The 24,931-nt window shown below is 35.1% G+C and carries 22 protein-coding genes; 17 read left to right on the forward strand and 5 right to left on the reverse strand.

All coding sequences use genetic code 11. From position 1 onward, the window contains the following. Window positions 1-75: 75 nt before the first annotated feature. Both CXF59_RS15180 and CXF59_RS02660 read right to left on the reverse strand, forming a co-directional pair. Window positions 76-174 carry a GxxExxY protein gene (locus tag CXF59_RS15180; protein ID WP_232758598.1) on the reverse strand — a complete coding sequence of 33 codons (99 nt, stop codon included), beginning with the start codon at window positions 172-174 and terminating at the stop codon, window positions 76-78. A 102-nt stretch (window positions 175-276) separates the two neighbouring features. Next, window positions 277-1,227, reverse strand: coding sequence for an isopenicillin N synthase family oxygenase (locus CXF59_RS02660; protein WP_101136499.1), 951 nt, complete (start codon window positions 1,225-1,227; stop codon window positions 277-279). A 173-nt stretch (window positions 1,228-1,400) separates the two neighbouring features. Here CXF59_RS02660 and CXF59_RS02665 point away from each other — a divergent pair, with 173 nt between their 5' ends. The 3 genes from CXF59_RS02665 to CXF59_RS02675 all read left to right on the forward strand — a co-directional run bounded on the left by CXF59_RS02665 (window position 1,401) and on the right by CXF59_RS02675 (window position 5,783). Next, the gene (locus tag CXF59_RS02665; RefSeq protein ID WP_101136176.1) at window positions 1,401-3,377 is read left to right on the forward strand and encodes a thiamine pyrophosphate-dependent enzyme; all 1,977 of its coding nucleotides are present in this window, start codon (window positions 1,401-1,403) and stop codon (window positions 3,375-3,377) included. Between the two features lie 69 nt (window positions 3,378-3,446). Beyond that, complete coding sequence (locus CXF59_RS02670; protein ID WP_101136177.1) at window positions 3,447-5,195, forward strand: DUF885 domain-containing protein; 1,749 nt, start codon at window positions 3,447-3,449, stop codon at window positions 5,193-5,195. Between the two features lie 363 nt (window positions 5,196-5,558). After that, window positions 5,559-5,783 (forward strand): hypothetical protein, encoded by a 225-nt coding sequence (locus CXF59_RS02675; protein ID WP_157824507.1) that lies wholly within the window; start codon window positions 5,559-5,561, stop codon window positions 5,781-5,783. A gap of 85 nt (window positions 5,784-5,868) precedes the next feature. Here CXF59_RS02675 and CXF59_RS02680 read toward each other — a convergent pair whose 3' ends face one another. Then, entirely contained in the window at window positions 5,869-7,413 is a 1,545-nt protein-coding gene (locus tag CXF59_RS02680) for a hypothetical protein (protein WP_101136179.1), read from the reverse strand. A 154-nt stretch (window positions 7,414-7,567) separates the two neighbouring features. Between CXF59_RS02680 and CXF59_RS02685 the strand changes: the two genes are divergently transcribed. The 7 genes from CXF59_RS02685 (at window position 7,568) to acs (ending at window position 17,829) form a co-directional block, all read left to right on the forward strand. Beyond that, entirely contained in the window at window positions 7,568-8,743 is a 1,176-nt protein-coding gene (locus tag CXF59_RS02685; protein WP_101136500.1) for a 2-isopropylmalate synthase, read from the forward strand. Window positions 8,744-8,755: 12 nt separating this feature from the next. Next, window positions 8,756-9,874: a 3-isopropylmalate dehydrogenase gene (gene leuB, locus CXF59_RS02690; RefSeq protein ID WP_101136180.1), complete on the forward strand. Its 1,119-nt coding sequence runs from the start codon at window positions 8,756-8,758 to the stop codon at window positions 9,872-9,874. Between the two features lie 64 nt (window positions 9,875-9,938). Beyond that, on the forward strand, window positions 9,939-11,612 hold the full coding sequence (gene ilvD, locus CXF59_RS02695) for a dihydroxy-acid dehydratase (RefSeq protein WP_101136181.1): 1,674 nt from the start codon (window positions 9,939-9,941) through the stop codon (window positions 11,610-11,612). A gap of 76 nt (window positions 11,613-11,688) precedes the next feature. Next, entirely contained in the window at window positions 11,689-13,383 is a 1,695-nt protein-coding gene (ilvB, locus tag CXF59_RS02700) for a biosynthetic-type acetolactate synthase large subunit (protein ID WP_101136182.1), read from the forward strand. 4 nt (window positions 13,384-13,387) lie between these two features. Further along, window positions 13,388-13,915: an acetolactate synthase small subunit gene (gene ilvN / locus CXF59_RS02705; protein ID WP_101136183.1), complete on the forward strand. Its 528-nt coding sequence runs from the start codon at window positions 13,388-13,390 to the stop codon at window positions 13,913-13,915. 10 nt (window positions 13,916-13,925) lie between these two features. After that, window positions 13,926-15,395 (forward strand): ketol-acid reductoisomerase, encoded by a 1,470-nt coding sequence (gene ilvC, locus CXF59_RS02710; protein WP_101136184.1) that lies wholly within the window; start codon window positions 13,926-13,928, stop codon window positions 15,393-15,395. Window positions 15,396-15,921: 526 nt separating this feature from the next. Continuing rightward, a complete protein-coding gene (gene acs / locus CXF59_RS02715) occupies window positions 15,922-17,829 on the forward strand; it encodes an acetate--CoA ligase (protein WP_101136185.1) in 1,908 nt (635 codons plus the stop codon). A gap of 5 nt (window positions 17,830-17,834) precedes the next feature. On the opposite strand, the gene CXF59_RS02720 is transcribed toward acs, so the two are convergent. After that, the gene (locus CXF59_RS02720; RefSeq protein WP_101136186.1) at window positions 17,835-18,557 is read right to left on the reverse strand and encodes a hypothetical protein; all 723 of its coding nucleotides are present in this window, start codon (window positions 18,555-18,557) and stop codon (window positions 17,835-17,837) included. Window positions 18,558-18,662: 105 nt separating this feature from the next. Here CXF59_RS02720 and CXF59_RS02725 point away from each other — a divergent pair, with 105 nt between their 5' ends. The 7 genes from CXF59_RS02725 (at window position 18,663) to CXF59_RS02755 (ending at window position 24,148) form a co-directional block, all read left to right on the forward strand. Further along, window positions 18,663-19,775, forward strand: coding sequence for an NAD(P)/FAD-dependent oxidoreductase (locus CXF59_RS02725; RefSeq protein ID WP_101136187.1), 1,113 nt, complete (start codon window positions 18,663-18,665; stop codon window positions 19,773-19,775). Beyond that, on the forward strand, window positions 19,776-20,489 hold the full coding sequence (locus CXF59_RS02730; RefSeq protein ID WP_101136188.1) for a methyltransferase domain-containing protein: 714 nt from the start codon (window positions 19,776-19,778) through the stop codon (window positions 20,487-20,489). Beyond that, window positions 20,486-21,538: a type III polyketide synthase gene (locus CXF59_RS02735; RefSeq protein ID WP_101136501.1), complete on the forward strand. Its 1,053-nt coding sequence runs from the start codon at window positions 20,486-20,488 to the stop codon at window positions 21,536-21,538. Before CXF59_RS02730 ends, CXF59_RS02735 begins: the two co-directional genes overlap by 4 nt. 20 nt (window positions 21,539-21,558) lie before the next feature. Then, window positions 21,559-21,987: a 3-hydroxyacyl-ACP dehydratase FabZ family protein gene (locus CXF59_RS02740; RefSeq protein ID WP_101136189.1), complete on the forward strand. Its 429-nt coding sequence runs from the start codon at window positions 21,559-21,561 to the stop codon at window positions 21,985-21,987. Between the two features lie 133 nt (window positions 21,988-22,120). Then, window positions 22,121-23,395: a beta-ketoacyl synthase gene (locus CXF59_RS02745; protein WP_101136190.1), complete on the forward strand. Its 1,275-nt coding sequence runs from the start codon at window positions 22,121-22,123 to the stop codon at window positions 23,393-23,395. Window positions 23,396-23,405: 10 nt separating this feature from the next. Continuing rightward, window positions 23,406-23,660: an acyl carrier protein gene (locus CXF59_RS02750; RefSeq protein ID WP_101136191.1), complete on the forward strand. Its 255-nt coding sequence runs from the start codon at window positions 23,406-23,408 to the stop codon at window positions 23,658-23,660. After that, the gene (locus CXF59_RS02755; protein WP_101136192.1) at window positions 23,657-24,148 is read left to right on the forward strand and encodes a 4'-phosphopantetheinyl transferase superfamily protein; all 492 of its coding nucleotides are present in this window, start codon (window positions 23,657-23,659) and stop codon (window positions 24,146-24,148) included. The genes CXF59_RS02750 and CXF59_RS02755 overlap by 4 nt, the downstream gene beginning before the upstream one ends. A gap of 184 nt (window positions 24,149-24,332) precedes the next feature. Here CXF59_RS02755 and CXF59_RS02760 read toward each other — a convergent pair whose 3' ends face one another. After that, window positions 24,333-24,929, reverse strand: coding sequence for a PolC-type DNA polymerase III (locus tag CXF59_RS02760; protein ID WP_101136193.1), 597 nt, complete (start codon window positions 24,927-24,929; stop codon window positions 24,333-24,335). Window positions 24,930-24,931 lie beyond the last annotated feature (2 nt).

Consider the following 24,931-nt stretch of genomic DNA (forward strand, 5'->3'; position numbering starts at 1 on the left):
TTTCTTCCACCATGTAATCCCGCGCTTTTAATTCTAAAATAACTAAATCATTTACAATTATGTGGCAAAGTATTCTCATACTTTAACTTCCTTGTAAAAAACCTTAATCTTTTTCTGCGCTTCGACTGTGAAACCGCTTTCTTTAAGTTCGCAATACAACGCATTATGATACATTCTTTCTAGAAAACCATAAAACTTAATTTGCTAATGGTTAAAAAGTAAAAAGACATTAAGCATACACCTAATGTCTTTTTACAGATAGGATAAATTTAAATATTATTTCTTAATTAATCCTAAATCTACTAAACGTTCATACAAATAGTCACCGGCAGTAATGTCTTCAAATTGTTTTGGATGTTCTGAATCAATACAGTTTTCTAAACAATTTAACGGCATATCACTAACAGGGTGCATAAAAAACGGTACTGAATAACGTGAAGTTCCCCATAATTCTCTCGGTGGATTAACCACTTGATGAATCGTAGATTTCAATTTGTTATTCGTATACCGAGACAACATATCGCCTACATTAATAACTAATTCATCTGGTTCAGCAATGGCATCAATCCAATCTCCATTGTGGTTTTGAACCTGTAGCCCTTTTCCTTGTGCACCCATTAAAAGGGTTATCAAGTTGATATCACCATGAGCAGCAGCGCGAATAGCATTTGCTGGCTCTGAAGTAATAGGTGGGTAATGAATAGGTCTTAAAATCGAATTTCCGTCTTTGGCAAAATTGTCGAAATGAAATTCATCTAAACCTAAACGTAAAGCCAAAGCTCTCAATACATAAACACCGGTTTTTTCCAGCATTTGGTACGCTTCTTTACCTACAGCATTGAAACGAGGTAATTCTTTAACTTCCACATTTTCGGGGTATTCTGAAGCGTATTTTGAATTTTCACTCACATATTGACCAAAATGCCAAAACTCTTTCAAATCCCCCTCTTTTCTACCTTTGGCATGCTCGGTTCCAAAAGAAACATAGCCCCTTTGCCCTCCAATTCCTGGGATTTCGTAGCTGTGTTTGGTTTCCAATGGTAAAGCGAAAAAATTTCTTATTTCACCGTATAATTCTTCTACCAATTGATCATTTAAAAAGTGACCTTTTAGTGCTACGAAGCCAATATCTTCAAATGCACTTCCGATTTCATTTACAAATTTTTGTTTACGTTTCGGGTCGTCCGAAAGGAAATCACGCAAGTCAACACTAGGAATATTTTGCATACAATACTTATTTTTTAATAACTTAGAAGGCGTCAAAAACATTTCAATCACAAATATATTAAATAATTTTTGAACAGCATTTTAAATGAGATAAACAAAACAAAAAAATATAACAAATTTAACCAAAACTGTTATATTTATTTATCTTTGAATTACGAAATAAAGCCAATAAAATGAACTTTGACAGAAAAAATCTTACTGACGACACTTTATTAGATCTATATAAACGAATCCTTAAGCCACGGCTAATCGAAGAAAAGATGCTGATCCTGATTCGTCAGGGAAAGGTATCCAAATGGTTTTCAGGAATCGGACAAGAAGCCATTTCGGTGGGAGTGACAGCTGTTTTGGATAGGGATGAATACATCCTGCCAATGCATCGAAATTTAGGGGTATTTACCGGTCGTGATATTCCACTGTACCGTTTATTCTCGCAGTGGCAGGGAAAAGCCAATGGTTTTACCAAAGGAAGAGACAGAAGTTTTCATTTTGGTACCCAAGACTATAAGGTGATTGGTATGATTTCGCATCTTGGGCCGCAATTAGGCGTTGCTGACGGAATCGCGTTAGCCAATAAGCTAAAGAAAAACGGAAAAATTACGGCAGTTTTTACAGGAGAAGGCGCTACTAGTGAAGGGGATTTTCATGAGGCTTTGAATATTGCCTCAGTTTGGGAGTTGCCTGTTATGTTTGTAATAGAGAATAACGGATATGGTCTTTCGACACCTACAAACGAGCAGTACCGTTGTGAAAACTTGGCCGATAAAGGAAAAGGATACGGAATGGAAAGTCATATTGTTGACGGAAATAACATTCTGGAAGTATACAACCTATTGTCAGAATTGAAAAGCTCCATGATTGAAAAACCACGTCCAGTCTTATTGGAGTTTAAAACCTTCAGAATGCGCGGACATGAAGAGTCGAGTGGCACTAAATATGTTCCTCAAGAATTAATGGATTTATGGAGCGCAAAAGATCCGGTAGAAAATTACCGCAGTTTTTTAAAAGAAAACGGAATCCTTTCTGATGCGTTTGACAATACGCTAAAAAGCGAAATCAAAAAAGAAATCGATGAAAGTCTGACTCTTTCGAATGCAGAACCGGAAATTGAATCGACATTAAGTGAAGAATTAAATGATGTGTTTAAAAGCTTTACCCCTAAGGTTATTATCCCTTCTAAGGATATAGAAAAAATAAGATTTATTGATGCCGTTTCTAACGGATTAAGGCAGTCTATGGAACGTCATAACAACTTGGTAATTATGGGACAAGACGTTGCTGAATACGGTGGTGCTTTTAAAATTACCGATGGATTTGTAGCACAATTTGGAAAAGAACGGGTGATCAATACGCCTATATGTGAGAGTGCCGTAGTTTCTGTGGGAATGGGATTATCTATTAACGGATACAAGGCGATTGTCGAAATGCAGTTTGCCGATTTTGTTTCGACGGGATTCAATCCAATTGTAAACTTATTGGCTAAGTCACATTACCGTTGGTTGGAAAACGCAGATGTTGTGGTTCGCATGCCTTGTGGCGGGGGAGCTCAAGCAGGACCCTTTCATTCACAGACAAATGAAGCTTGGTTTACCAAAACACCCGGTTTAAAAGTCGTGTATCCTGCCTTTCCATATGATGCAAAAGGATTATTAAATGCTTCTATTAACGATCCGAATCCGGTGCTATTCTTTGAACACAAACAATTATATCGTAGCGTGTATCAAGAGGTACCAAAAGACTATTATACCTTACCGTTAGGCAAGGCCGCTTTATTGAAAGAAGGAAATGAGGTCACGATAATTGCTTTTGGAGCAGCGGTGCATTGGGCTTTGGATACATTAGGAAATAGTACTGAAATTTCAGCAGATTTGTTGGATTTACGAACGTTGCAACCTTTGGATACTGAAGCTATTTTTGCTTCCGTTAAGAAAACTGGAAAAGTGATTATTTACCAAGAAGACAGCCTGTTTGGAGGTATTGCCAGCGATATTTCTGCGATGATTATGGAGGAGTGCTTTAAATATTTAGATGCCCCAGTAAAAAGAGTGGCTAGCTTAGATACCCCCATTCCATTTGCAAAAGCACTAGAAGATCAATATCTGCCAAAAGGCCGATTCGAAAAAGATTTACTGGCTCTTTTAGCTTATTAATTATAGATTTTAAAATGCTGTTCAGGGAACAGCATTTTTTTTTACCTTTATTTTTGTTAAATTGCAATTATGAAAAAAAATATCCTCTCCATTCTGTTCCTAGTTTTACTGTGTTCATGTCAGAAAAAAGAGAAAATGACAGTTCCAAGAGATTCAAATAAGAACTTCGAAAAATACAAAGAAGGCTTTGTCACTACTCTTTGGGAATTGTATCCGGATTGGGCAGCTAGTCAAGGATATCACAAGCTGGACAGTGTTTTGGTAGTTTCAGACTCTAGTTATATAAAAAGACAACTAGATTTTGCTCATGCTCAACTGGATTCGCTGCAAAACTACGCTTTGGAAAACCTTACGGACAATAATATTATTGATTTTTACATGATACAAAATCAATTAAAAAGTTCGATTTTTTCAATTGATAAATTAAAATCTTACCAATGGAACCCGGCAGAATATAATGTGAGTGGGGCTTTCGCTGAAATATTAAATGGAAAATATGACTCTTTAGAAGTCCGTCTACATAGTTTTAATATGAAAATGGATGCGGTTCCTGCTTATTATGAAGCAGCGAAAGTAAATATAAAAAACCCAACGCTAGAGCATACTACTCTTGCTATTTCTCAGAATTTAGGAGGTATATCTGTTTTTGAAGAAGACTTGATTTCCGCTGTGGCTAAAAGTAAATTATCCAATACCGAAAAGAAAGTGATTAAAGAAAAAGCAAAAACAGCAGTACATGCTATTGTGGCTTACACCAATTGGTTAAAGGATTTGGACAATAAAATGCCTCGCTCTTTTAGGTTAGGCGAGAAATTGTACACTGAAAAATTTAATTTAGATATTCAGTCTAGCTATAGTGCCGATACTATTTTTGTAAAGGCAGTAAGTCATAAAAAGGAACTGCACGAAAAAATGTTTGCATTAGCATATGCATTGTGGCCAAAATATATGAATGCGACACCAAAGCCAGCTGATAAGTTACAACTGATTAAAATGGTAATAGACAAGATTTCGCTTCAACATACTACACCTGCTAAATTTCAATCAGAGATAGAGAAACAAATACCTGAACTGGTGGCATATGTAAAAGCCAAAGATTTACTTTATATTGACCCTTCAAAGCCTTTGGTTGTACGCAAAGAACCGGCGTACATGGCGGGGGTTGCAGGAGCATCTGTTTCGGCACCTGGTCCGTACGATAAAAATGCTAATACCTATTATAATGTAGGTAGCATGTCGGGTTGGAGTGCAGAAAAATCAGAAAGCTACTTAAGGGAATACAACGATTATATTTTGCAAATCCTAAATATACATGAGGCAATACCGGGACATTATACCCAATTAGTGTATAGCAACCAATCACCTAGTCTTATTAAAGCGATTTTTGGAAATGGAGCTATGGTAGAAGGCTGGGCAGTCTATGCAGAAAGAATGATGCTGGAAAGCGGATACAAAAACTCAGACGAAATGTGGTTGATGTATTATAAGTGGAATCTGAGAACGACTTGCAACGCGATTTTAGATTATAGCGTCCATACAAAAAACATGAGTAAGGAAGAAGCTATGAATTTATTGGTTACCGAAGCTTTTCAGCAGCAAGCGGAAGCGGAAGGGAAATGGAATCGCGTTAGTTTATCTCAGGTCCAACTGTGTTCTTATTTTACAGGCTACACTGAAATTTATGATTTTAGGGAAATGCTTAAAAAGGAGGAGGATGCCAAATTTAACCTAAAACAATTCCACGAGAAATTCTTGAGCTATGGTAGTGCTCCAGTAAAATACATTAAGGAACTAATGCTGAAAGAGATAAAAAAATAAATCAAATTCAGCATTCCGTTATTTTTAGAATTTTAAAATAACCCAATATGTAATAGATGATTATAAAAAGGATGATTGTTCCTATGCATCCGCCATCTTTTTTTTTACGCAGTAAACGGCTATCATTGTTTTAAAAAATCCGTTAATCTATCTTTATATTTTGATAAAAATAATGATTTAATGAATGCTAAAAAGAAGAACAGTCAATTTTGAACAAAAGCGGGCTAGTACAAATGATTATAGAACAATGTTTTCATTATAATTAAAGAAATTATGAAACCTTGAGACACTATATTTTGGAAACTATACTTTGATAGTGTAGTTTTGGAAAAAAAAAATAGAATCTTAAATTTGATTGTAAAGATGAAGCCGTTAAATGAAAAATTAATACTGAAAGACGCCACAATACATAAAGTGCAATTTGATACAGAATGGTTTTATAAATTGGATGACATGGCGTTTTATTTAAAAGAAGATTTATCAGAAGTTGACTTTATCTTTTTACCCTTCACAATTGATGGAGAGCAAGAGTTTGTAAAGTGCAGTTCTTTTGAAGATATTTATAGGGGCAGAATCGAATTCAAATAGTATACGAAAAATAAAAGTCCGTCTCAAATCAAATTTTAGACGGACTCTTTATGTACTGCAAATTGATCGTAGTTTACTTAATTCGCTAGCGATTATTCACTTTCGCTTTCTCTCTTATTATATCGGCAATCTTTCTGTTTTCAATTTTACTTTCTAGCCAGGAGATGATATCTAAATATAGGAAAGCCCTTTTTTCATACGTTTTTTTTTCTAACTCAATAAATCGTTCTCTCATTTTTATAAACTCCTTCTTGATATCACTTGGGTAAAACGAATTTAAGTTTTTCATGAATCGAATGATCTCTTTCTGCACTTCCTGCATGTCATTCATTTTTAATAAGAACTTGTAGGTGCTTTTTAATTGAGATTCCAAATTAGAATCTTTACCCATTTCATAATGTTCTATTAGATAAAGTAGTCGTGCAAAACACATCAGATCCTCGCGCATCGTAAGATTCTTGTTGTTTATTATCTTCTCAAGATAGAATATGGATTCGGCATATTTTTCAGTACCAAAATAAATACAGGCAATTTTATAGTAAAACATCATTTCGTGATGTTCATCTAAATGCTCACTATGTAGTTTAATCTTTTCCAAGACTTCAGGAATCAGATATTCGCTTTCTTCAAAAGTACCTTCTAGTATGTGGTAATTTAATTTGTTGTTGTACAGATAAAGGAAAGACAGTGAAGCAATATTATCATTAACTGGAAAACGAGAATCTTGTATGGTCTCTTCTAATTTGAGTAGGTATTTTTTAAATTTAGATTTATATTTTAGCATGAATAAGGACTCCAGCAAATAATGATTTCCTTTTATGAAAAATACCGGATTTAAATAAATCATAGTGGGATTGTCATAAAACAGCGTAACCCATTTGTAGGCGTATTTGTAGCTTGCTAGAAAGTCCTGAGACAAAAAACTACGCCAAAGATTAGCATTGTAGAACCAATATTTTTCACGGAATCCAAATTTGTTTTCATCTAATTTAGCAATATGCTTGTTGAAATAATCGTCGATATACTGATGCTCTTCATCACTTTTTACATAACCAGTCTTCAGCATGGTGCCATAAAGCTGCAGAGACAAATTTGATAACTTACTAGAAATGGTATTTTGATAGTTTAATTCCTTGGCCTGAATTACTAATTCATCCGCTCGCCCTTTTATACTTCGGGTAATGTATTGTGACTCTATCAACTTTTCAAACTCCACAATTTCAAAAGCCATATGCTTTTCGTCGTTTTCTAACGCGATACTCTTTGTCTTATCTAAAATTTTCAAACTCTGCTTGTACAAGCCTTTGTTGTATAAAATTGCGGCAAAATCAATTTGTTCTCTTAGTTGATATCGAATGTTTTGGCTCGGAATATTCAACCGAATACTCACTAATACTTGTTTGTATAAATACGATTTAAGATTCGATAATTGTACTTTTTTGATGATTCCACTTTTTAAAATAAGTTTTTCATCGTAGACTTCAGATTTGTCTAAAATATTAAATAATTCGATAAATTTTGTATTCGAACTTGCCTCAAGTCGGCTTGCAAAAATCTTAAATTGTCTTTTTTCAGATTTAGACAAGGATTTTATCAGTACAAATAAAAAATCTTTTTGATGGTTAGCCATTGTATAATGTATAAGCTTAAATGTATGTATAGCAGTGTTTTACAAAGTATTTTAGGTCTTTATAAACAGTATATTTCGTCAAAGTGAGTTTTAGATTACTGTAATGAAATCTAACTTTGTTATTGAGAGGTGAAATTACATTAAATAAATGAAAATGAATAGAGAGAAAGTCCAAATATTTGATACAACTTTAAGAGATGGAGAACAGGTTCCTGGATGCAAATTAGATACCAAACAAAAACTCGTTATAGCAAATCGATTGGATGAAATGGGTGTAGATATAATTGAAGCCGGATTTCCTGTTTCGAGTCCGGGAGATTTTTTGTCCGTTTCTGAAATTAGTAAAATTGTAAAAAACGCTACCGTTTGTGGATTAACCCGAGCGGTAAAAAATGATATTGATGTTGCCGCAGCTGCTTTAAAATATGCTAAAAGACCACGTATTCATACGGGAATAGGTACTTCAGAATCACATATTGTCCATAAATTAAATACAACAAGAGAGGATATTATAGTTAGAGCAAAATTTGCAGTCGCTCATGCTAAATCCTATGTGGAAGATGTAGAGTTTTATGCTGAAGATGCCGGAAGAACCGATAATGATTTTTTAGCACGAGTCTGTGAAGAAGCAATAAAATCAGGAGCAACAGTATTAAATATACCAGATACGACAGGCTATTGCTTGCCAGAAGAATATGGCGCAAAAATTAAATATTTACGTGAAAATGTAAAAGGTATTGAAAATGTTATTCTTTCCTGCCATTGCCATAATGATTTAGGAATGGCAACAGCTAATTCTATTGCAGGTGCAGTAAACGGAGCCAGACAAATTGAATGCACGATTAATGGGATAGGAGAAAGAGCAGGAAATACTGCACTTGAAGAAGTAGTAATGATTTTCAAACAGCATCCTTATCTAAATTTATATACTGATATCGATACTAAGCAATTGAATGAAATGAGTCGTTTGGTTTCTGATAGTATGGGAATGATAGTACAGCCAAATAAAGCCATAGTAGGGGCAAATGCCTTTGCACACAGTTCAGGTATTCATCAGGACGGGGTCATTAAAAACAGAGCCACTTATGAGATCATGGACCCTTTAGAAGTAGGAGTTAATGAGTCTTTAATCGTTCTTACTGCCAGAAGTGGTAGAGCGGCATTGGCGTACAGAGCAAAAAAAGTAGGATACGAACTTACAAAAATACAGCTAGATAGAGTATACATCGAGTTTTTGAGATTTGCAGATATAAAAAAAGAAGTAATTGATGATGATATACACCAGATCATCGAGGCTTGTAAAATAGAAAGTGATTTAATAAGAAATTAATAACAGTTAGCCATGAATTTAAAAATAGCAGTATTATCAGGAGATGGAATAGGGCCTGAAGTTATCTTACAGGCAAAAAAAGCATTATATGCTATCGGGGTTGTATACAACCATGAATTTGTTTTTGAAGACGCACTGATTGGCGCTGTTGCTATTGATAAAACCGGAAGCCCGCTTCCTGAACAAACATTAAATCTTTGTATCAATACGGATGCAGTCTTGTTTGGAGCTATCGGTGACCCGAAGTATGATAACGATCCAGAAGCAAAAGTACGACCGGAGCAGGGATTGTTAAGATTGAGAAAAGAATTAGGTCTTTTTGCAAATATCCGACCTATAAAACCATATCCTACATTATTAGATGCCTCTCCTTTAAAAAAAGAAATAATTGAAGGTGCTGATTTTATCATTTTTAGAGAATTGACCGGTGGTTCTTATTTTGGAGAGAAAAAACTAAATGAATCCGGAACTATAGCTTCTGATTTATGTGAATACTCAGAGGAGGAAATTAAAAGAATTACACATTTAGCCTTTAAATCGGCACAAAACAGAAGAAAAAAGGTGACAATGGTTGATAAAGCCAACGTACTTGAAACTTCACGTTTATGGAGAAGAGTGGTTAAAACTGTAAGTGAAAATTACCCTGATGTCGCTTTAGACTTCTTGTTTGTAGATAATGCAGCCATGCAAATCATATTGAATCCAAGACAATTCGATGTTATTTTGACGGAGAACCTTTTCGGTGATATTTTGTCCGATGAAGCCAGTGTAATAACAGGATCTATCGGATTATTGGCCTCAGCATCTTTAGGAACTAGCAATGCATTGTTTGAACCAATACATGGATCTTATCCGCAAGCCAAGGGCAAAAACATTGCAAATCCGGTCGCTTCTATATTGTCTGCTGCCATGTTATTAGAACATTTTGGACTTTATGAAGAGGCTAAAAAAATATATGACGGAGTTGAGATTGCGATAGGATACGGAGTAGTAACTACCGATTTGAATCCGGATTCTAAATATGGAACAAATGAAATTGGGGAGTTTATCTCTAATTTTATTTTAAGTAAAGATGACCTGATGTACTTTAATAGTAGTAATGTTACTATTGGGCAATCAACCATTTTTTAAAAAAAAAAACAGAAATAGATTATACTTTTTAATTAAATAAAAAAATAGAGATACAGCAATATAAATGGAATTAAATAAATATAGTAAGACCATAACTCAAGACGAAACTCAACCTGCAGCACAAGCGATGTTGTACGGAATTGGTTTAACTGAAGAAGATTTAAAGAAAGCACAAGTAGGAATAGTTAGTATGGGTTACGAAGGCAATCCTTGTAACATGCACTTAAATGATTTAGCTAAAGATATTAAATCAGGTGTCTGGAAAGAAAATTTAGTAGGTCTAATATTTAATACGATCGGTGTAAGTGATGGTATGTCAAATGGTACTGACGGGATGCGTTTTTCTTTAGTTTCCAGAGATGTCATTGCAGACTCCATAGAGACAGTTGTGGGAGCGCAGTGGTATGACGGTTTAATCGCTATTCCAGGTTGTGATAAAAATATGCCAGGATCTGTAATGGCTATGGGGAGATTGAACCGCCCATCGATTATGGTGTATGGAGGTTCCATTCATTCCGGTAAATGGAAAGGAGAGTCTTTAAATATTGTTTCTGCATTTGAAGCATTAGGAAAAAAATTTAACAACACGATTACTCCTGAGGACTTCAAGGGAGTAATTCAAAACGCGTGTCCTGGAGCAGGAGCTTGCGGAGGAATGTATACTGCAAATACCATGTCTTCAGCTATCGAAGCTTTGGGAATGAGTTTACCTTACAGTTCGTCTAATCCAGCATTAAGCGAAGAAAAAAAACAAGAATGTCTTGATGCTGGAAAAGCAATCAAAATCTTGTTAGAAAAAGATATTAAACCAAGAGATATCATGACCCGTGAAGCCTTTGAAAATGCGATTACAATGGTATCTGTTTTAGGTGGTTCTACCAATGCGGTAATGCATTTAATCGCTATGGCTCATTCTGTTGATATTGAAATTACACTCAAAGATTTCCAAGTTATCAGTGATAAAACACCATTACTTGCTGATTTGAAACCAAGTGGTAAATACCTAATGGAAGATCTGCATGAAGCTGGAGGCGTTCCTGCAGTGATGAAATATTTATTAAAACAAGGATTGCTACATGGAGATTGCTTAACCGTAACCGGAAAAACATTGGCTGAAAATTTAGCTTCTGTTCCATATTTGAATGACGGTCAGGAAGTGATACACGAAATTCAAAATGCCTTAAAAGCAACAGGTAATATTCAGATTTTATTCGGAAACCTAGCAGAAGAAGGTTGTGTTGCAAAAATTAGTGGAAATGAAGGAGAATATTTTGAAGGAGACGCGATTGTTTATGAAAACGAACATGATGTCATCACCGGAGTCCGAAGTGGTGAAGTTAAACCTGGAAATGTTGTTGTCATAAGGTACTGTGGACCTAAAGGTGGCCCTGGAATGCCTGAAATGCTTAAACCTACTTCGGCCATTATGGGTGCTGGACTTGGAAAAAGTGTAGCCTTAATTACCGATGGTCGTTTTTCTGGAGGTTCACATGGCTTTGTTGTGGGGCATGTCACGCCAGAAGCTTTTGATGGAGGTGGAATCGCATTAGTAAAGAATGGAGATATTATCACGATTGATGCAGTAAAAAACACAATTAATCTGAAAATTTCAGAGGAAGAGTTTGCATCGAGAAAGGCAAATTGGGTACAACCTGATTTAAAAGTAAAAAAAGGGGTATTACTGAAATATATAAGATCAGTTTCAAGTGCGTCCACAGGATGCGTAACGGATAAATAATTTATAAAAGGAATTGAATTGTATAAAAGGGATGTGAAAGTTCTTTTTAGATTCTTAAAAACAATAGATATAAGCAATGGGAACAAATAAAATATCTGGTGCAGAAGCTGTAATTAGATGCTTATTGGAGGAAGGAGTGGATTTGGTTTATGGCTACCCTGGTGGGGCTATCATGCCAGTTTATGACGAATTATATAAATTTAAAGATCAATTACACCATGTTTTAGTACGCCACGAACAAGGGGCGACACACGCTGCACAAGGATACGCAAGAGCCACCGGAAAAGTGGGGGTAGCAATCGCAACTTCAGGTCCTGGAGCCACAAATCTAGTAACGGGAATCGCGGATGCACAAATTGATTCTACACCGATGGTCTGTATTACAGGACAAGTTGGTAAGCATTTGTTAGGATCTGATGCCTTTCAGGAAACGGATATTATTGGAATTTCAACTCCTGTAACCAAATGGAATTATCAGATTACCGAAGCTTCTGAGATACCTGAAATAATGGCAAAGGCTTTTTACATTGCACGATCAGGACGTCCAGGACCCGTTTTAGTGGATATCACTAAAAATGCGCAATTTGATGAGTTTGAGTTCAGTTATAAAAAATGTACAAAGATTAGAAGTTATAATCCAAAACCAACTTTAAACATTGAAAAAGTAAAGGAAGCTGCGGAATTAATCAATAATGCTAAAAAACCCTTTATTCTTTTTGGTCAAGGAGTTATTTTAGGACAAGCCGAAGAAGAATTCAAAGCATTTGTTGAAAAATCGGGTATTCCAGCTGCATGGACTATTTTAGGTCTTTCTGCATTACCAACGGAGCATCCTTTAAACGTAGGCATGTTAGGAATGCATGGAAACTACGGACCCAACGTATTGACCAATGAATGTGATGTTTTAATTGCAATTGGAATGCGTTTTGATGATCGCGTTACAGGAAATTTGGATGGATATGCAAAACAGGCTAAAGTAATTCATTTTGAAATTGATCCGTCTGAAGTGGACAAAAATGTAAAGACGGAAGTGTCTGTTTTAGCTGATGTTAAGGAATCATTGACCGCTTTACTTTCTTTTATCGAAGGAAAAACACATGAATCTTGGCATAATAAATTCAAAGAATTATATGAAATTGAATTAGAAACGGTAATTAACGAGGAATTGAAACCTAAGAAGGAAGGAATTTCAATGGGGGAAACTATTGAAATGATCAACAAGCACTCTAAAGGTGATGCGATCATGGTTTCTGATGTGGGACAACACCAAATGTTTACCTGCAGGTATGCCAAATTCAATTCTTCTAAAAGTAATGTTACCTCTGGAGGATTAGGAACGATGGGATTTGCATTACCGGCAGCTATTGGTGCTAAAATGGGTATGCCAGACAGGGAAGTGGTTGCAGTTATCGGTGATGGTGGATTCCAAATGACGATACAGGAATTAGGAACTATTTTTCAGACGAAAGTACCAGTTAAAATTGTTATACTCAATAATGAATTTTTAGGTATGGTGCGTCAATGGCAACAGTTGTTTTTTGATAAGCGATATGCTTCTACTGAGATGACCAACCCGAATTTTGTCGCTATTGCAGAGGGCTACTATATTAAAGCAAAAAAGGTAATCAAAAGAGAAGATTTAGATGCTGCTGTCGCTGAAATGATGGCTTCAAAAGATTCTTATTTACTCGAAGTTATGGTAGAGAAGGAGAATAATGTATTCCCAATGATTCCAACAGGAGCTTCTGTTTCTGAAATCAGATTAAGTTAATATTATGGAAAATAAAACATTCACTATTTCTGTTTATTCAGAAAACAACCTTGGTCTATTGAACAGAATATCAGGTGTATTCTTAAAAAGACACATTAACATAATCAGTTTAAATGTCTCAGAATCAGAGATTGAAAATGTTTCTAAGTTCATTATTGTGGTTCACACTACAGAAAAATGGGTGCGAAATATTGTAGGTCAAATCGAAAAACAGATTGAAGTCATTAAGACTTTTTATCATACTGATGAAGAAACGATCTTTTTAGAAAACGCAATATTTAAAATAGATTCGGCTCTATTATTTGATGAAAAGCAAATTCAAAATATAATAAAAGAAAGTAACTCGGAAATAGTTACCGTATCTAGAGACTTTTTTGTGATTTCAAAGTCGGGAAAACGTTCAGATATTAATGACTTATATAACAAGTTAAAACCTTTCGGAATCATGCAGTTTGTGCGTTCAGGAAGAATTTCAGTTTCAAAGGAGAAGATGCAAATATCACTATTATTAGAAGAACTAAAAAACAAATAAAAATTAGACAATGGCAAATTATTTCAATTCATTACCACTTAGATTACAATTAGAACAATTAGGCGTTTGCGAATTCATGGACCAATCAGAATTTGCTGATGGTATAAAAGCTTTAAAAGGAAAAAAAGTAGTCATTGTTGGTTGTGGAGCCCAAGGTTTGAATCAAGGATTGAACATGAGAGATTCTGGATTAGATATTTCTTACGCGCTGAGAGCCGAAGCAATCTCCCAAAAAAGAGCTTCTTTTACAAATGCTGCTGATAATGGTTTTACAGTGGGCACTTATGAAGAATTAATTCCAACGGCTGATTTGGTTTGTAACCTAACGCCAGATAAACAGCATACCGCAGTAGTTACTGCTATCATGCCTTTGATGAAGAAAGGATCTACATTATCTTATTCACATGGTTTTAATATTGTGGAAGAAGGAATGCAAATTCGTAAAGACATTACCGTTATTATGTGTGCGCCAAAATGTCCAGGATCTGAAGTACGTGAGGAGTATAAAAGAGGTTTTGGAGTACCTACTTTAATTGCCGTACATCCGGAGAATGATCCAAACGGAGACGGTTTTGAACAGGCTAAAGCCTATGCCGTTGCCACTGGGGGTCATAAAGCAGGAGTATTGAACTCTTCTTTTGTTGCAGAGGTAAAATCAGATTTGATGGGAGAACAAACTATTCTATGCGGAATGTTGCAAACGGGCTCTATCTTATGTTTCGATAAAATGGTCGAAAAAGGAATTGAACCCGCGTATGCTTCAAAGTTGATTCAATACGGTTGGGAAACAGTAACTGAAGCGCTTAAGCATGGAGGAATTACAAATATGATGGATCGTTTGAATAATCCTTCTAAAATTGAAGCCTATCGTTTAGCAGATGAATTAAAAGAAATCATGCGTCCGTTATTTCAAAAACATATGGATGATATTATTTCAGGTGAATTTTCAAAAAATATGATGATTGACTGGGCTAATGATGATGTTAATTTATTGACTTGGAGAGCGGCAACTGCTGAAACTAACTTCGAGAAAACGGCTGCTACTACAGCCACTATTTCTGAGCAGGAATACTTTGATAATGGCGTGTTAATGATTGCCATGGTGAAAGCAGGAGTGGAATTAGCTTTTGAAACTATGACACAAACAGGTATTATTGAAGAATCAGCTTATTATGAGTCTCTTCATGAATTGCCTTTGATTGCGAATACAGTAGCCAGAAAAAAATTATATGAAATGAACAGAATCATTTCTGATACAGCGGAATATGGTTGTTATTTATTTGATCACGCATGTAAGCCGTTATTGACTGATTTTATGAAAACTATTGAAACCAATGTTATCGGAAAACCGTTCTCTAGTTCAAATAGCGCAGAAAATGCAGTGCTTATCGCCGTTAACAAAAGTATACGTACACATCCAATTGAAGAAACGGGAGAGTGGTTGAGAGAGTCAATGACTGCTATGAAAAAAATCGGATAATTAAAAAAACGGGAATTGCCACACACGCGGGTGTGCTGGAGTTTGCTCTATATCATTTGTTTTTCTGGTATTTTGGGTCAGTAATCAGTATATTAAGACATTGATAATGGATATAGAAGCTTGTTACATTCACTTAACTTCTACCGAACTAAAAGTTAAGTGAAGTAATTCCTTTAAATATAGTTTCGTTTCTGAAATCGTTAAAATAATAATAATTTAATGTAGAACGACTGTCTTCTAGAATAGTAGTATTGAATATTTTTACATCATGAGTTTTGGTTACTCAATGGTGTTTGTTCAATAGTAAATTAATTGCTATGATTATTGTTAATGAAAGAAGGCGGGGTAGAAAATCTACTTCGTCTTTTTTATGTTTCATATATTGTCGAAAAACACTTTGTTATTACCGAATACTTATTTATGCTGCTGCATTATTATCGAGTATTTAATTTTTAAAGGCAATTAATAAATTTATTTGTTTTTGGAATCGAATGAATTTTAATACTTTTATAAAAAATAAAAAAGGATGAGCTACTATAAGATTCAAAACTTCGAACAATACTTCAAACATTATAACAAATCTGTCCGTGAACCCCGAAAATTTTGGGGTAAAATAGCAGAAGAGAATTTTACGTGGTATCAACAATGGGATAAGGTTGTAGAATTTGATATGGCTGAAGCTGAAATTAAATGGTTTACCGAGGCAAAAGTAAACATAGTGAAAAACTGTATTGATAGGCACCTTAATAAAAGAGGAGATAAAACCGCAATCATTTTTGAACCGAACGAACCGTCTGAGGAAGCTTTGCATATTTCCTACAATGAATTGCATCAAAGGGTTTGTAAAATGGCAAATGTTTTGCGAGAGAAAGGCATTACCAAGGGAGATAGGGTTTGTATTTATTTACCGATGATCCCTGAATTAGCTGTTTCAATTTTAGCTTGTGCCAGAATTGGAGCCATACATTCTGTTGTTTTTGCAGGGTTTTCGGCTTCTGCAGTAGCGAGCCGAATAATGGACAGTGATTGTAAAATGGTAATCACATCAGATGGTGGCTATCGTGGCAATAAAACAATCGCATTAAAAGAAATAATTGACGAAGCGTTAGAAAAATGTACATCTGTAGAAACGGTATTGGTTGTTAAACGAACCAACACTCCGGTAACGATGAAAGAGGACAGAGATATTTGGTTGCAACCGCTATTAGATGAAGCTTCAGACAACAGTGTTGCAGAAATAATGGACTCCGAAGATCCTTTATTTATTTTATACACCTCTGGGTCAACAGGAAAACCGAAAGGAATGGTACATACCACCGCCGGCTATATGGTTTATACAGCTTACACTTTTAAAAACGTATTCAATTATGAAGAAAACGACATCTTTTGGTGTACGGCAGATATTGGTTGGATAACAGGGCATTCTTATATTCTTTATGGTCCCTTATTGAATGGAGCGACAACAGTAATTTTTGAAGGAGTTCCATCTTATCCGGATTTTAGTCGTTTTTGGGAAATTATCGAAAAACATAAAGTTACGCAATTTTACACTGCGCCAACAGCCATTCGCGCTTTGGCAAAAGAGAATGTGCAATATGTTCAAAAACATCATTTAAAAACTTTAAAAGTAGTTGGTTCCGTAGGAGAACCAATTAATGAAGAGGCATGGCACTGGTATAATGACCATGTGGGGCAAAAAAAATGCCCAGTAGTTGATACCTGGTGGCAAACCGAAACAGGAGGAATCATGATCTCTCCAATTGCATTTGTAACGCCGACCAAACCCACTTATGCAACCTTACCGTTACCGGGAATCCAGCCAGTATTAATGGATGAAAACCGCAATGAAATAGAAGGAAATCAAGTCGTAGGAAGTTTGTGTATTAAATTCCCATGGCCGGGGATTGCAAGAACAATTTGGGGTGACCATCAACGATATAAGGACACTTATTTTTCTGCCTTTCCAGGAACTTATTTCACTGGCGACGGTGCTTTACGTGATGAAGTGGGCTATTACAGAATAACGGGGCGTGTTGACGATGTAGTTATCGTCTCAGGACATAATCTGGGTACCGCTCCAATTGAAGATGCCATTAATGAACACCCTGCAGTTGCCGAAAGTGCTATTGTTGGTTTTCCTCATGATATAAAAGGGAACGCGCTCTATGGTTATGTGATTTTAAAAGAAAGTGGCGAAATCAGGAATAAAGAAAATCTTTTTAAAGAAATTAATCAATACATTTCAGATCACGTTGGGCCTATAGCCAAACTGGATAAAATTCAGTTTGTTTCGGGGTTACCCAAAACACGTTCCGGTAAAATTATGCGTAGAATCCTTAGAAAAATTGCTGAAGGTGATTTTTCTAATTTCGGAGACACTTCTACTTTATTGAATCCGGAAATTGTGGACGAAATAAAAGATAATAAAGTTTAATAAAGTTAAGGTTGAGAATCTGTCGAAAGATTTTCAACCTTTTTTCTATCATTTATAATGAACAGATAAATTAGATAAAACGAAGTAAAATGCAATATTCTATCAAAGGTGTTTAAAACTACATCTTGAATAAAATAAGTTCCAATAGCGGCAAAAACATCGTTGAAAATTAAAGCAAAAGCACCAAAAAAGTAATAGTATGCTTTTTTATCACCAAATTTCCCGAAATATAAAACGGCTGTAATACCAAGAAATACAGCAACTACTGCATTAAAAATTAAAATAATATTAAGATAACTATCACTAATAACAGTCATTAAAATATATAAGATTGCAATTAAGAACACGCAATTCATGGCTAATATAAAAAGTGAGAATCCTTGTGGTACCGTGTAAAGCTTTTTAGTTTTAATTGAATTAAATCCTAAATTTACTAATGCTAAATAACAAAAGAAGGATGCTATTAATGCAGTTCTAGATAAATGTACTGAATCATCCCAAAACAAAATTAAAAGCTCATTTAAATAAAAGAAAATAACATATAAAAAATAATTTAGAGTAAGTTTCTTAAAATTAGTATTTGCCACATAAATTATAAAACTTGGAATAATAAAAGGCTTAATATAAATAACAAGAGCAGGATTATAAAAAATACCAGCACAAAAATAGACTACTAATAGAGTGATAGGTATAAATAAAAGTGATTTCTTTATATTGATTGTATCCATAGATAAAACAAATCTAGCACTTTAATATTTTTATTACAAAAATTCTGTAAAATTTTATAGAGTTTTGAAAGAATTTGTTGAACTAAATTATTAAATTTACAACATATGATACAAAATTCTATAGTTATTGTTGGTGGCGGATTGGCAGGACTTATAGCTGCTATCCATCTGAAAAACAATAATTATAATGTTTTAGTAATAGAAAAAAACGAATTTCCTAAACACAAAGTTTGTGGCGAATATATTTCCAACGAAGTTTTACCTTATTTAAAATCACTTGGATTAGACATTAAATCGTTGCATCCTAAACACATTGATAAACTTTCCTTTTCATTAGTTTCTGGAAAATCTATAAATACAACTTTGCCTTTGGGCGGATTTGGAATAAGTAGATACGAATTAGATAAGTATTTATATAATGAAGCAAAAAATAGGGGCTGTACAATTGTTCAAGAGACAGTTTCGAATGTTGAATTTTTGGATGGTAAGTTTTCAATCACCACAAATTTGAATACCTATTATGCTTCAATTGTCCTTGGAGCTTTTGGGAAAAGGTCAAATTTAGATATTAAATTAAAACGCAACTTTATTCAGAAACAATCGCATTGGCTCGGTGTCAAGGCGCATTACAAACTAGATTTTCCAGAAGATTATGTTGGGTTACATCATTTTAAAGGAGGATATTGTGGCGTTTCTAAAATAGAAAATAATTTAGTAAATATATGCTATCTAGCAAATTATGAAACCTTTAAACAGCATAAGTCTATTGAAGATTATCAAATGAATGTAGTTTGTCAAAATCCAAATTTAAAAGAAATTTTTAAAAATGCTGTAATTCAATTCGAAAAGCCTTTAACGATTAGTCAAGTTTCTTTCGAAGAAAAAAAATGTATTGAAAATCATATAATTATGATTGGTGATACTGCCGGATTAATTCATCCTTTATGCGGAAACGGCATGGCAATGGCTATTCACAGTGCAAAACTGGCGGCGGAGAATACAATACATTTTCTAGAAAACAGAATAAATAGAGCTGCCTTAGAAAAAAATTATTTTAACGATTGGAATAAAAATTTTAAAAAAAGATTGCAAGCAGGTCGTCTTTTAGGAAAACTATTGCAACATGAAAAAACAGCACAAGCTGTATTGAAACTTTTAATTACCTTTCCTTTTATATTACCCCTAATAATAACAAAAACGCATGGTAAACCAATATAAATGGCTATAAATACAACCCATAGAACTAATGAATCTGAAATAATGGATGACTTTCAGCTCGAAGGGTATGAATTAAGAGATGCCTTAGATAAAATCGCTAAAATAAATCAACTATTGGGCGGAAACAAGTTAACTTTACTAGGTGTGAAAGAGCTGATTGCCAACAATCCCAAAAGAACTGAAATCACGATTGTTGATGTGGGTTGTGGTAACGGGGATATGTTGAGAACACTGGCCGATTATGGTTTACAGCATAATTTGACATTCAATTTGATAGGGGTTGATGCGAACAACTTTACGGTCAATCATGCGATTGATTTATCAAAAAAATATCCAAATATTACATACCGTTGTGAAGATATATTTGACAAACCTTTTGAAGAATTAAAGTATGATATTGTATTGTGCACCTTAACGTTGCATCATTTTAAGGACGAAGAAATCATTAATATCATGACTTCGTTTTATGCAAATGCCAGCATTGGGGTTGTAATCAATGATTTACATCGAAGCGCCGTCGCTTACCGTTTATTTCAATCATTGTGTTTTGTTTTTCAATTGAATGATATGTCCAGAGAGGATGGTTTGGTTTCGATATTACGAGGGTTTAAAAAAGAAGATTTGCTACGTTTTTCGAAAAAATTAAATTTTAAAAAATATAAAGTCCAATGGAAATGGGCTTTCCGATACCAATGGATAATTTCAAAGATATGAGTGTAAAAATAAATACAGTGACAAAACAGCTGCCGAAATATTGCAGAACCACCGAAGAAATTATTCCGTTTCTGGATGCCTGGCTCACGGGGCAAGACGAGCGTTTTATTAGAAAAGTGAAAAAAATATTTGAGGGGGCGGCAGTAGACAAGCGCTATTCCATTATGGATCCTATCGAAGTTTTTACAAAAACATCATTCGAAGAAAGAAACGATATTTATGTTCGTGAAGTAATTGATTTGGGAGAAAAGGTACTTGAAAAAGCATTGTTGAAATCGGGTTGGAAACCAGAAGATTTAGATTACATCATCACGGTGAGTTGTACCGGTATTATGATTCCTTCATTAGACGCCTATTTAATTAATAAATTGAAGTTACGTCAGGATATCGTTCGACTTCCAGTAACTGAAATGGGATGTGCAGCTGGGGTTTCAGGGATTATTTATGCCAAGAACTTCCTGAAGTCCAATCCAGGCAAACGCGCTGCGGTAATCGCAGTGGAAAGCCCGACCGCAACATTTCAGCTCAATGATTTTTCGATGTCCAATATTGTAAGTGCCGCCATTTTTGGCGATGGAGCAGCTTGTGTCTTACTTTCGTCTCACGAAGACGATGACGGTCCCGAAATTCTAGCGGAAGAGATGTATCATTTTTATGAAAATGAGCATATGATGGGTTTTAAGTTGACGAATACCGGTTTGCAGATGATTTTAGATATTGAAGTACCCAATACCATCGCATCCCATTTCCCAGCAATTATTCATCCTTTTTTGGAAAAAAATAATCTAAAAATTGATGATATGGACCATCTGATATTTCATCCAGGCGGAAAAAAAATAGTTCAAACAGTTGAAGCCCTATTTTCAGATTTAGGTAAAAACATTGATGACACAAAGGAAGTTTTACGTTTGTATGGTAACATGTCGAGTGCGACCGTCTTGTATGTTTTGGAACGATTCATGGACAATAGGCCTCCAAAAGGAGAAAAAGGATTAATGTTGAGTTTTGGTCCCGGATTTTCAGCACAAAGAGTATTGTTGCAGTTTTAGTTAATGAAGATAGAAAAAGAATGAAAAGTCAAGAAATTATATCAAAACTACCCTATTCGAAGCCATTCCTGTTTGTTGATGAAATCATCCAAATCAATGAAAACGGAGTGGAAGGCAGCTTTACTTTCGACGAAAACTTAGATTTTTATAAGGGTCATTTTGAAAATAATCCGGTAACACCTGGCGTGATTTTGACCGAGACAATGGCTCAGATAGGATTAGTTTGTCTTGGCATATTTATATTGGATCATAGTTTTAACAAAGACACTTCAATAGCTTTAACATCAACTGATATGGAATTTATTAAACCTGTATTTCCCAAAGAGAAAGTGACGGTTGTGTCAGAAAAAATATACTTCAGGTTCGGTAAACTAAAGTGTAAAGTGAGTATGAAAAATGAGGTTGGTCTTGTTGTTTGTACCGGAGAAATTGCAGGAATGATTGTCTAATATTTCTTTTATTCTTCAGTCGTCTCTTCGAGTGTTTTTTGCTTTGTATAATTTGGTATTAAAAATATAAGAGTTAAGCTAAAATGTATCGAGAAGCTTTGATACAATTTTAATGATATAAAAGAATAGTTCAATGAATAGGAGAGTGGTAATAACGGGACTTGGTGTAGTTGCCCCAAATGGAGTAGGTCTTGACGCCTTTACCCATTCAATTAAAAACGGGATTTCTGGTATTAGGAAAGATCCAGATTTGGAGCGCCTGCAATTCTCGTGTCAGATCTCAGGGAAACCCGAAATTTCCACAGAACTGTCGTTACATTATTTCACGGAATTAGAACTGCGAAATTTTAACTCCTCAGGTATCTTATATGGTGTAATTGCAGGAATGGATGCTTGGAAGGATGCTGATTTACCAATAGTGCATAGCGAGAAGCCGGACTGGGACAGTGGAACTATTTTTGGAACAGGAACCTCAGGTATAGATAAATTTCGCGAAAGCATTTATAAAATCGATGATCTGCAAACCCGTAGATTAGGAAGTACGGCAGTAGCCCAGACAATGAATAGTGGCGTTAGTGCCTATTTGGGTGGGAAATTAGGTTTGGGAAACCAGGTGACCACTAATTCTTCTGCCTGTACAACAGGGGCCGAAAGTATTTTAATGGCCTACGAACGCATCAAGTCAGGACTAGCTAATCGCATGCTCGCCGGAAGTACAAGTGATAGCGGACCTTATATTTGGGGTGGTTTTGATGCCTTGCGTGTTTGCACTTTTAAGCACAATGAAACTCCAGAGCAGGGTTCAAGGCCAATGAGCGCCAGCGCCTCGGGATTTGTACCCGGAAGCGGAGCGGGTGCCTTCGTGCTAGAAGATCTGGAAACGGCACTTTCACGAGGGGTACGTATCTATGCTGAAGTGTTAGGTGGAAATATAAATTCGGGCGGACAACGTGGCCTGGGAACAATGACAGCTCCAAATCCTATAGCGGTTCAAAAGTGCATAAAAGATGCGATTGCCAGCGCGGGTATCCAAGCAGATGAAATTGACACCATTAACGGACATCTGACTGCCACATCAAAAGACAGTTTAGAAATAGCGAATTGGAGTGAAGCTTTAGGCAGAATAGGCATCGACTTCCCGTATATCAACTCTTTGAAATCAATGGTGGGTCATTGTTTGTCAGCAGCCGGGAGTATAGAAAGTGTTGCAGCTGTATTGCAATTGCACCAAGGATTTATTTTTCCTAATATTAATTGTGAAGACATTAATCCTGAAATCACAAGTATAATCGATGTATCGAGAATCCCCAAAAAATTGATTGAAACTGAATTAAAAATTATAGCTAAAGCCAGTTTTGGTTTTGGGGATGTTAACGGCTGCGTAATTTTAAAGAAATATACCGTTTAAAAAATTAAACATGAACAAAGAAGAGACTTTAGTACAATTAAGAAATATCATAAAGCCCTACATCAATAACGAGGAAGGTTTTGAAAATTTCACAGAAAACACAGATTTTATAGCCGATTTGAATATCAATTCGGCTAATCTGGTAGATATAATTTTAGATGTTGAAGATCATTTTAAAATCCATATCGACAATGAATCCATGGAAAAAATGGTTGATGTGAAATCGACATTGGAAATAATAGAAACCAAATTGGCTGAAAGGTGATTGGAAACGACATTGTAGATTTGGCTTTAGCCCGAACAGAGAGCAATTGGAATCGACCTCGTTATTTGAATAAGATATTTACGCCAAAGGAACAAGTGCTGATTTCAAGAGCTGAAAATCCAGATATCATGGTATGGAATCTTTGGAGTAGGAAGGAAGCAGCCTACAAAATTTACAATAGAGTAACGGGAATACGGGGATTCTTTCCCCTGAAGTTAGAATGTATTTACGAAAACACCCGTAAGGGCTCCGTGCGATGCAACGGATATACCTTCTATACGAAAACTGAAATAGTAAAGGATAAAATACACACTGTCGCAGTTACTGACAAAATGGATTTTAAAACAGTATTGGAGCTGGGACCTGAAATAAAAATAATAAAAAAGAAGGGAATTCCATTTATGATTGAAGACACCACTGATGTTATAAAACCAGTTTCATTAAGCCATCATGGGCGTTATAGCGCTTCTGTAGGACTAAATAAATGAAGTATACTCATGGATCACAAAAACAAGTAACCCATAATACTTTGGTAGATCAAACTTCTAAATACTTATTTGGCTCCGATTAAAATAATTAATCTGTGAAGAATTGTGTAATCTGTGCCAAGTTTTTGGATGGGTAGTATAGCAATGGTATAAACTTAAAGTATGGACTTAAAAACATAATGGCTTACTTAATACCTAATCTTGACTTTAATTTTAGAAACAACAAAGCTGTTTTATAAGCGTCTTCTGTTGACGAATTTCTATCGCTATGTGGGATTTTATAAATTTCGGATAATTGATTCAACGAGAATTGCTTATCAGTAATATCGTTTAATTTCAGATGCATCATATCAATATCCAAGGCTTCATTTTTCAATCGACCACACTCTAATTTTTCTAAGACTACATTGATCATTTCAACATCAAAGTCGACGTGGTGTCCCACTAAAACGGAATTTCCTATAAATTCAATTAGGGATTTTATAGCATCTGTTTCCCCTAATTTATTCATCTTGCTTTCAATGATAAATTCATTTGAAAGCTTATTGTCATGCAGGTATTTGTATTGCAGTAAAATGGTTTCAAAACTGTCACCAATAAATATACTGTCATCTACTACGGCGAAAGCGCCAATAGACAAGATCACGTCTTTATGCGGATTCAGTCCTGTAGTTTCGGTAGAGATCACGACATACCGATTCGATTTTTTATCGAATTTCGAAAGATATGTTTTCCAGAATTCAGGAAGTTCTTTATTTATATTTTTAATCCATTCTAGCATAA

This window comes from Flavobacterium sp. ALD4 (assembly GCF_002836475.1).
Classification (GTDB): domain Bacteria; phylum Bacteroidota; class Bacteroidia; order Flavobacteriales; family Flavobacteriaceae; genus Flavobacterium.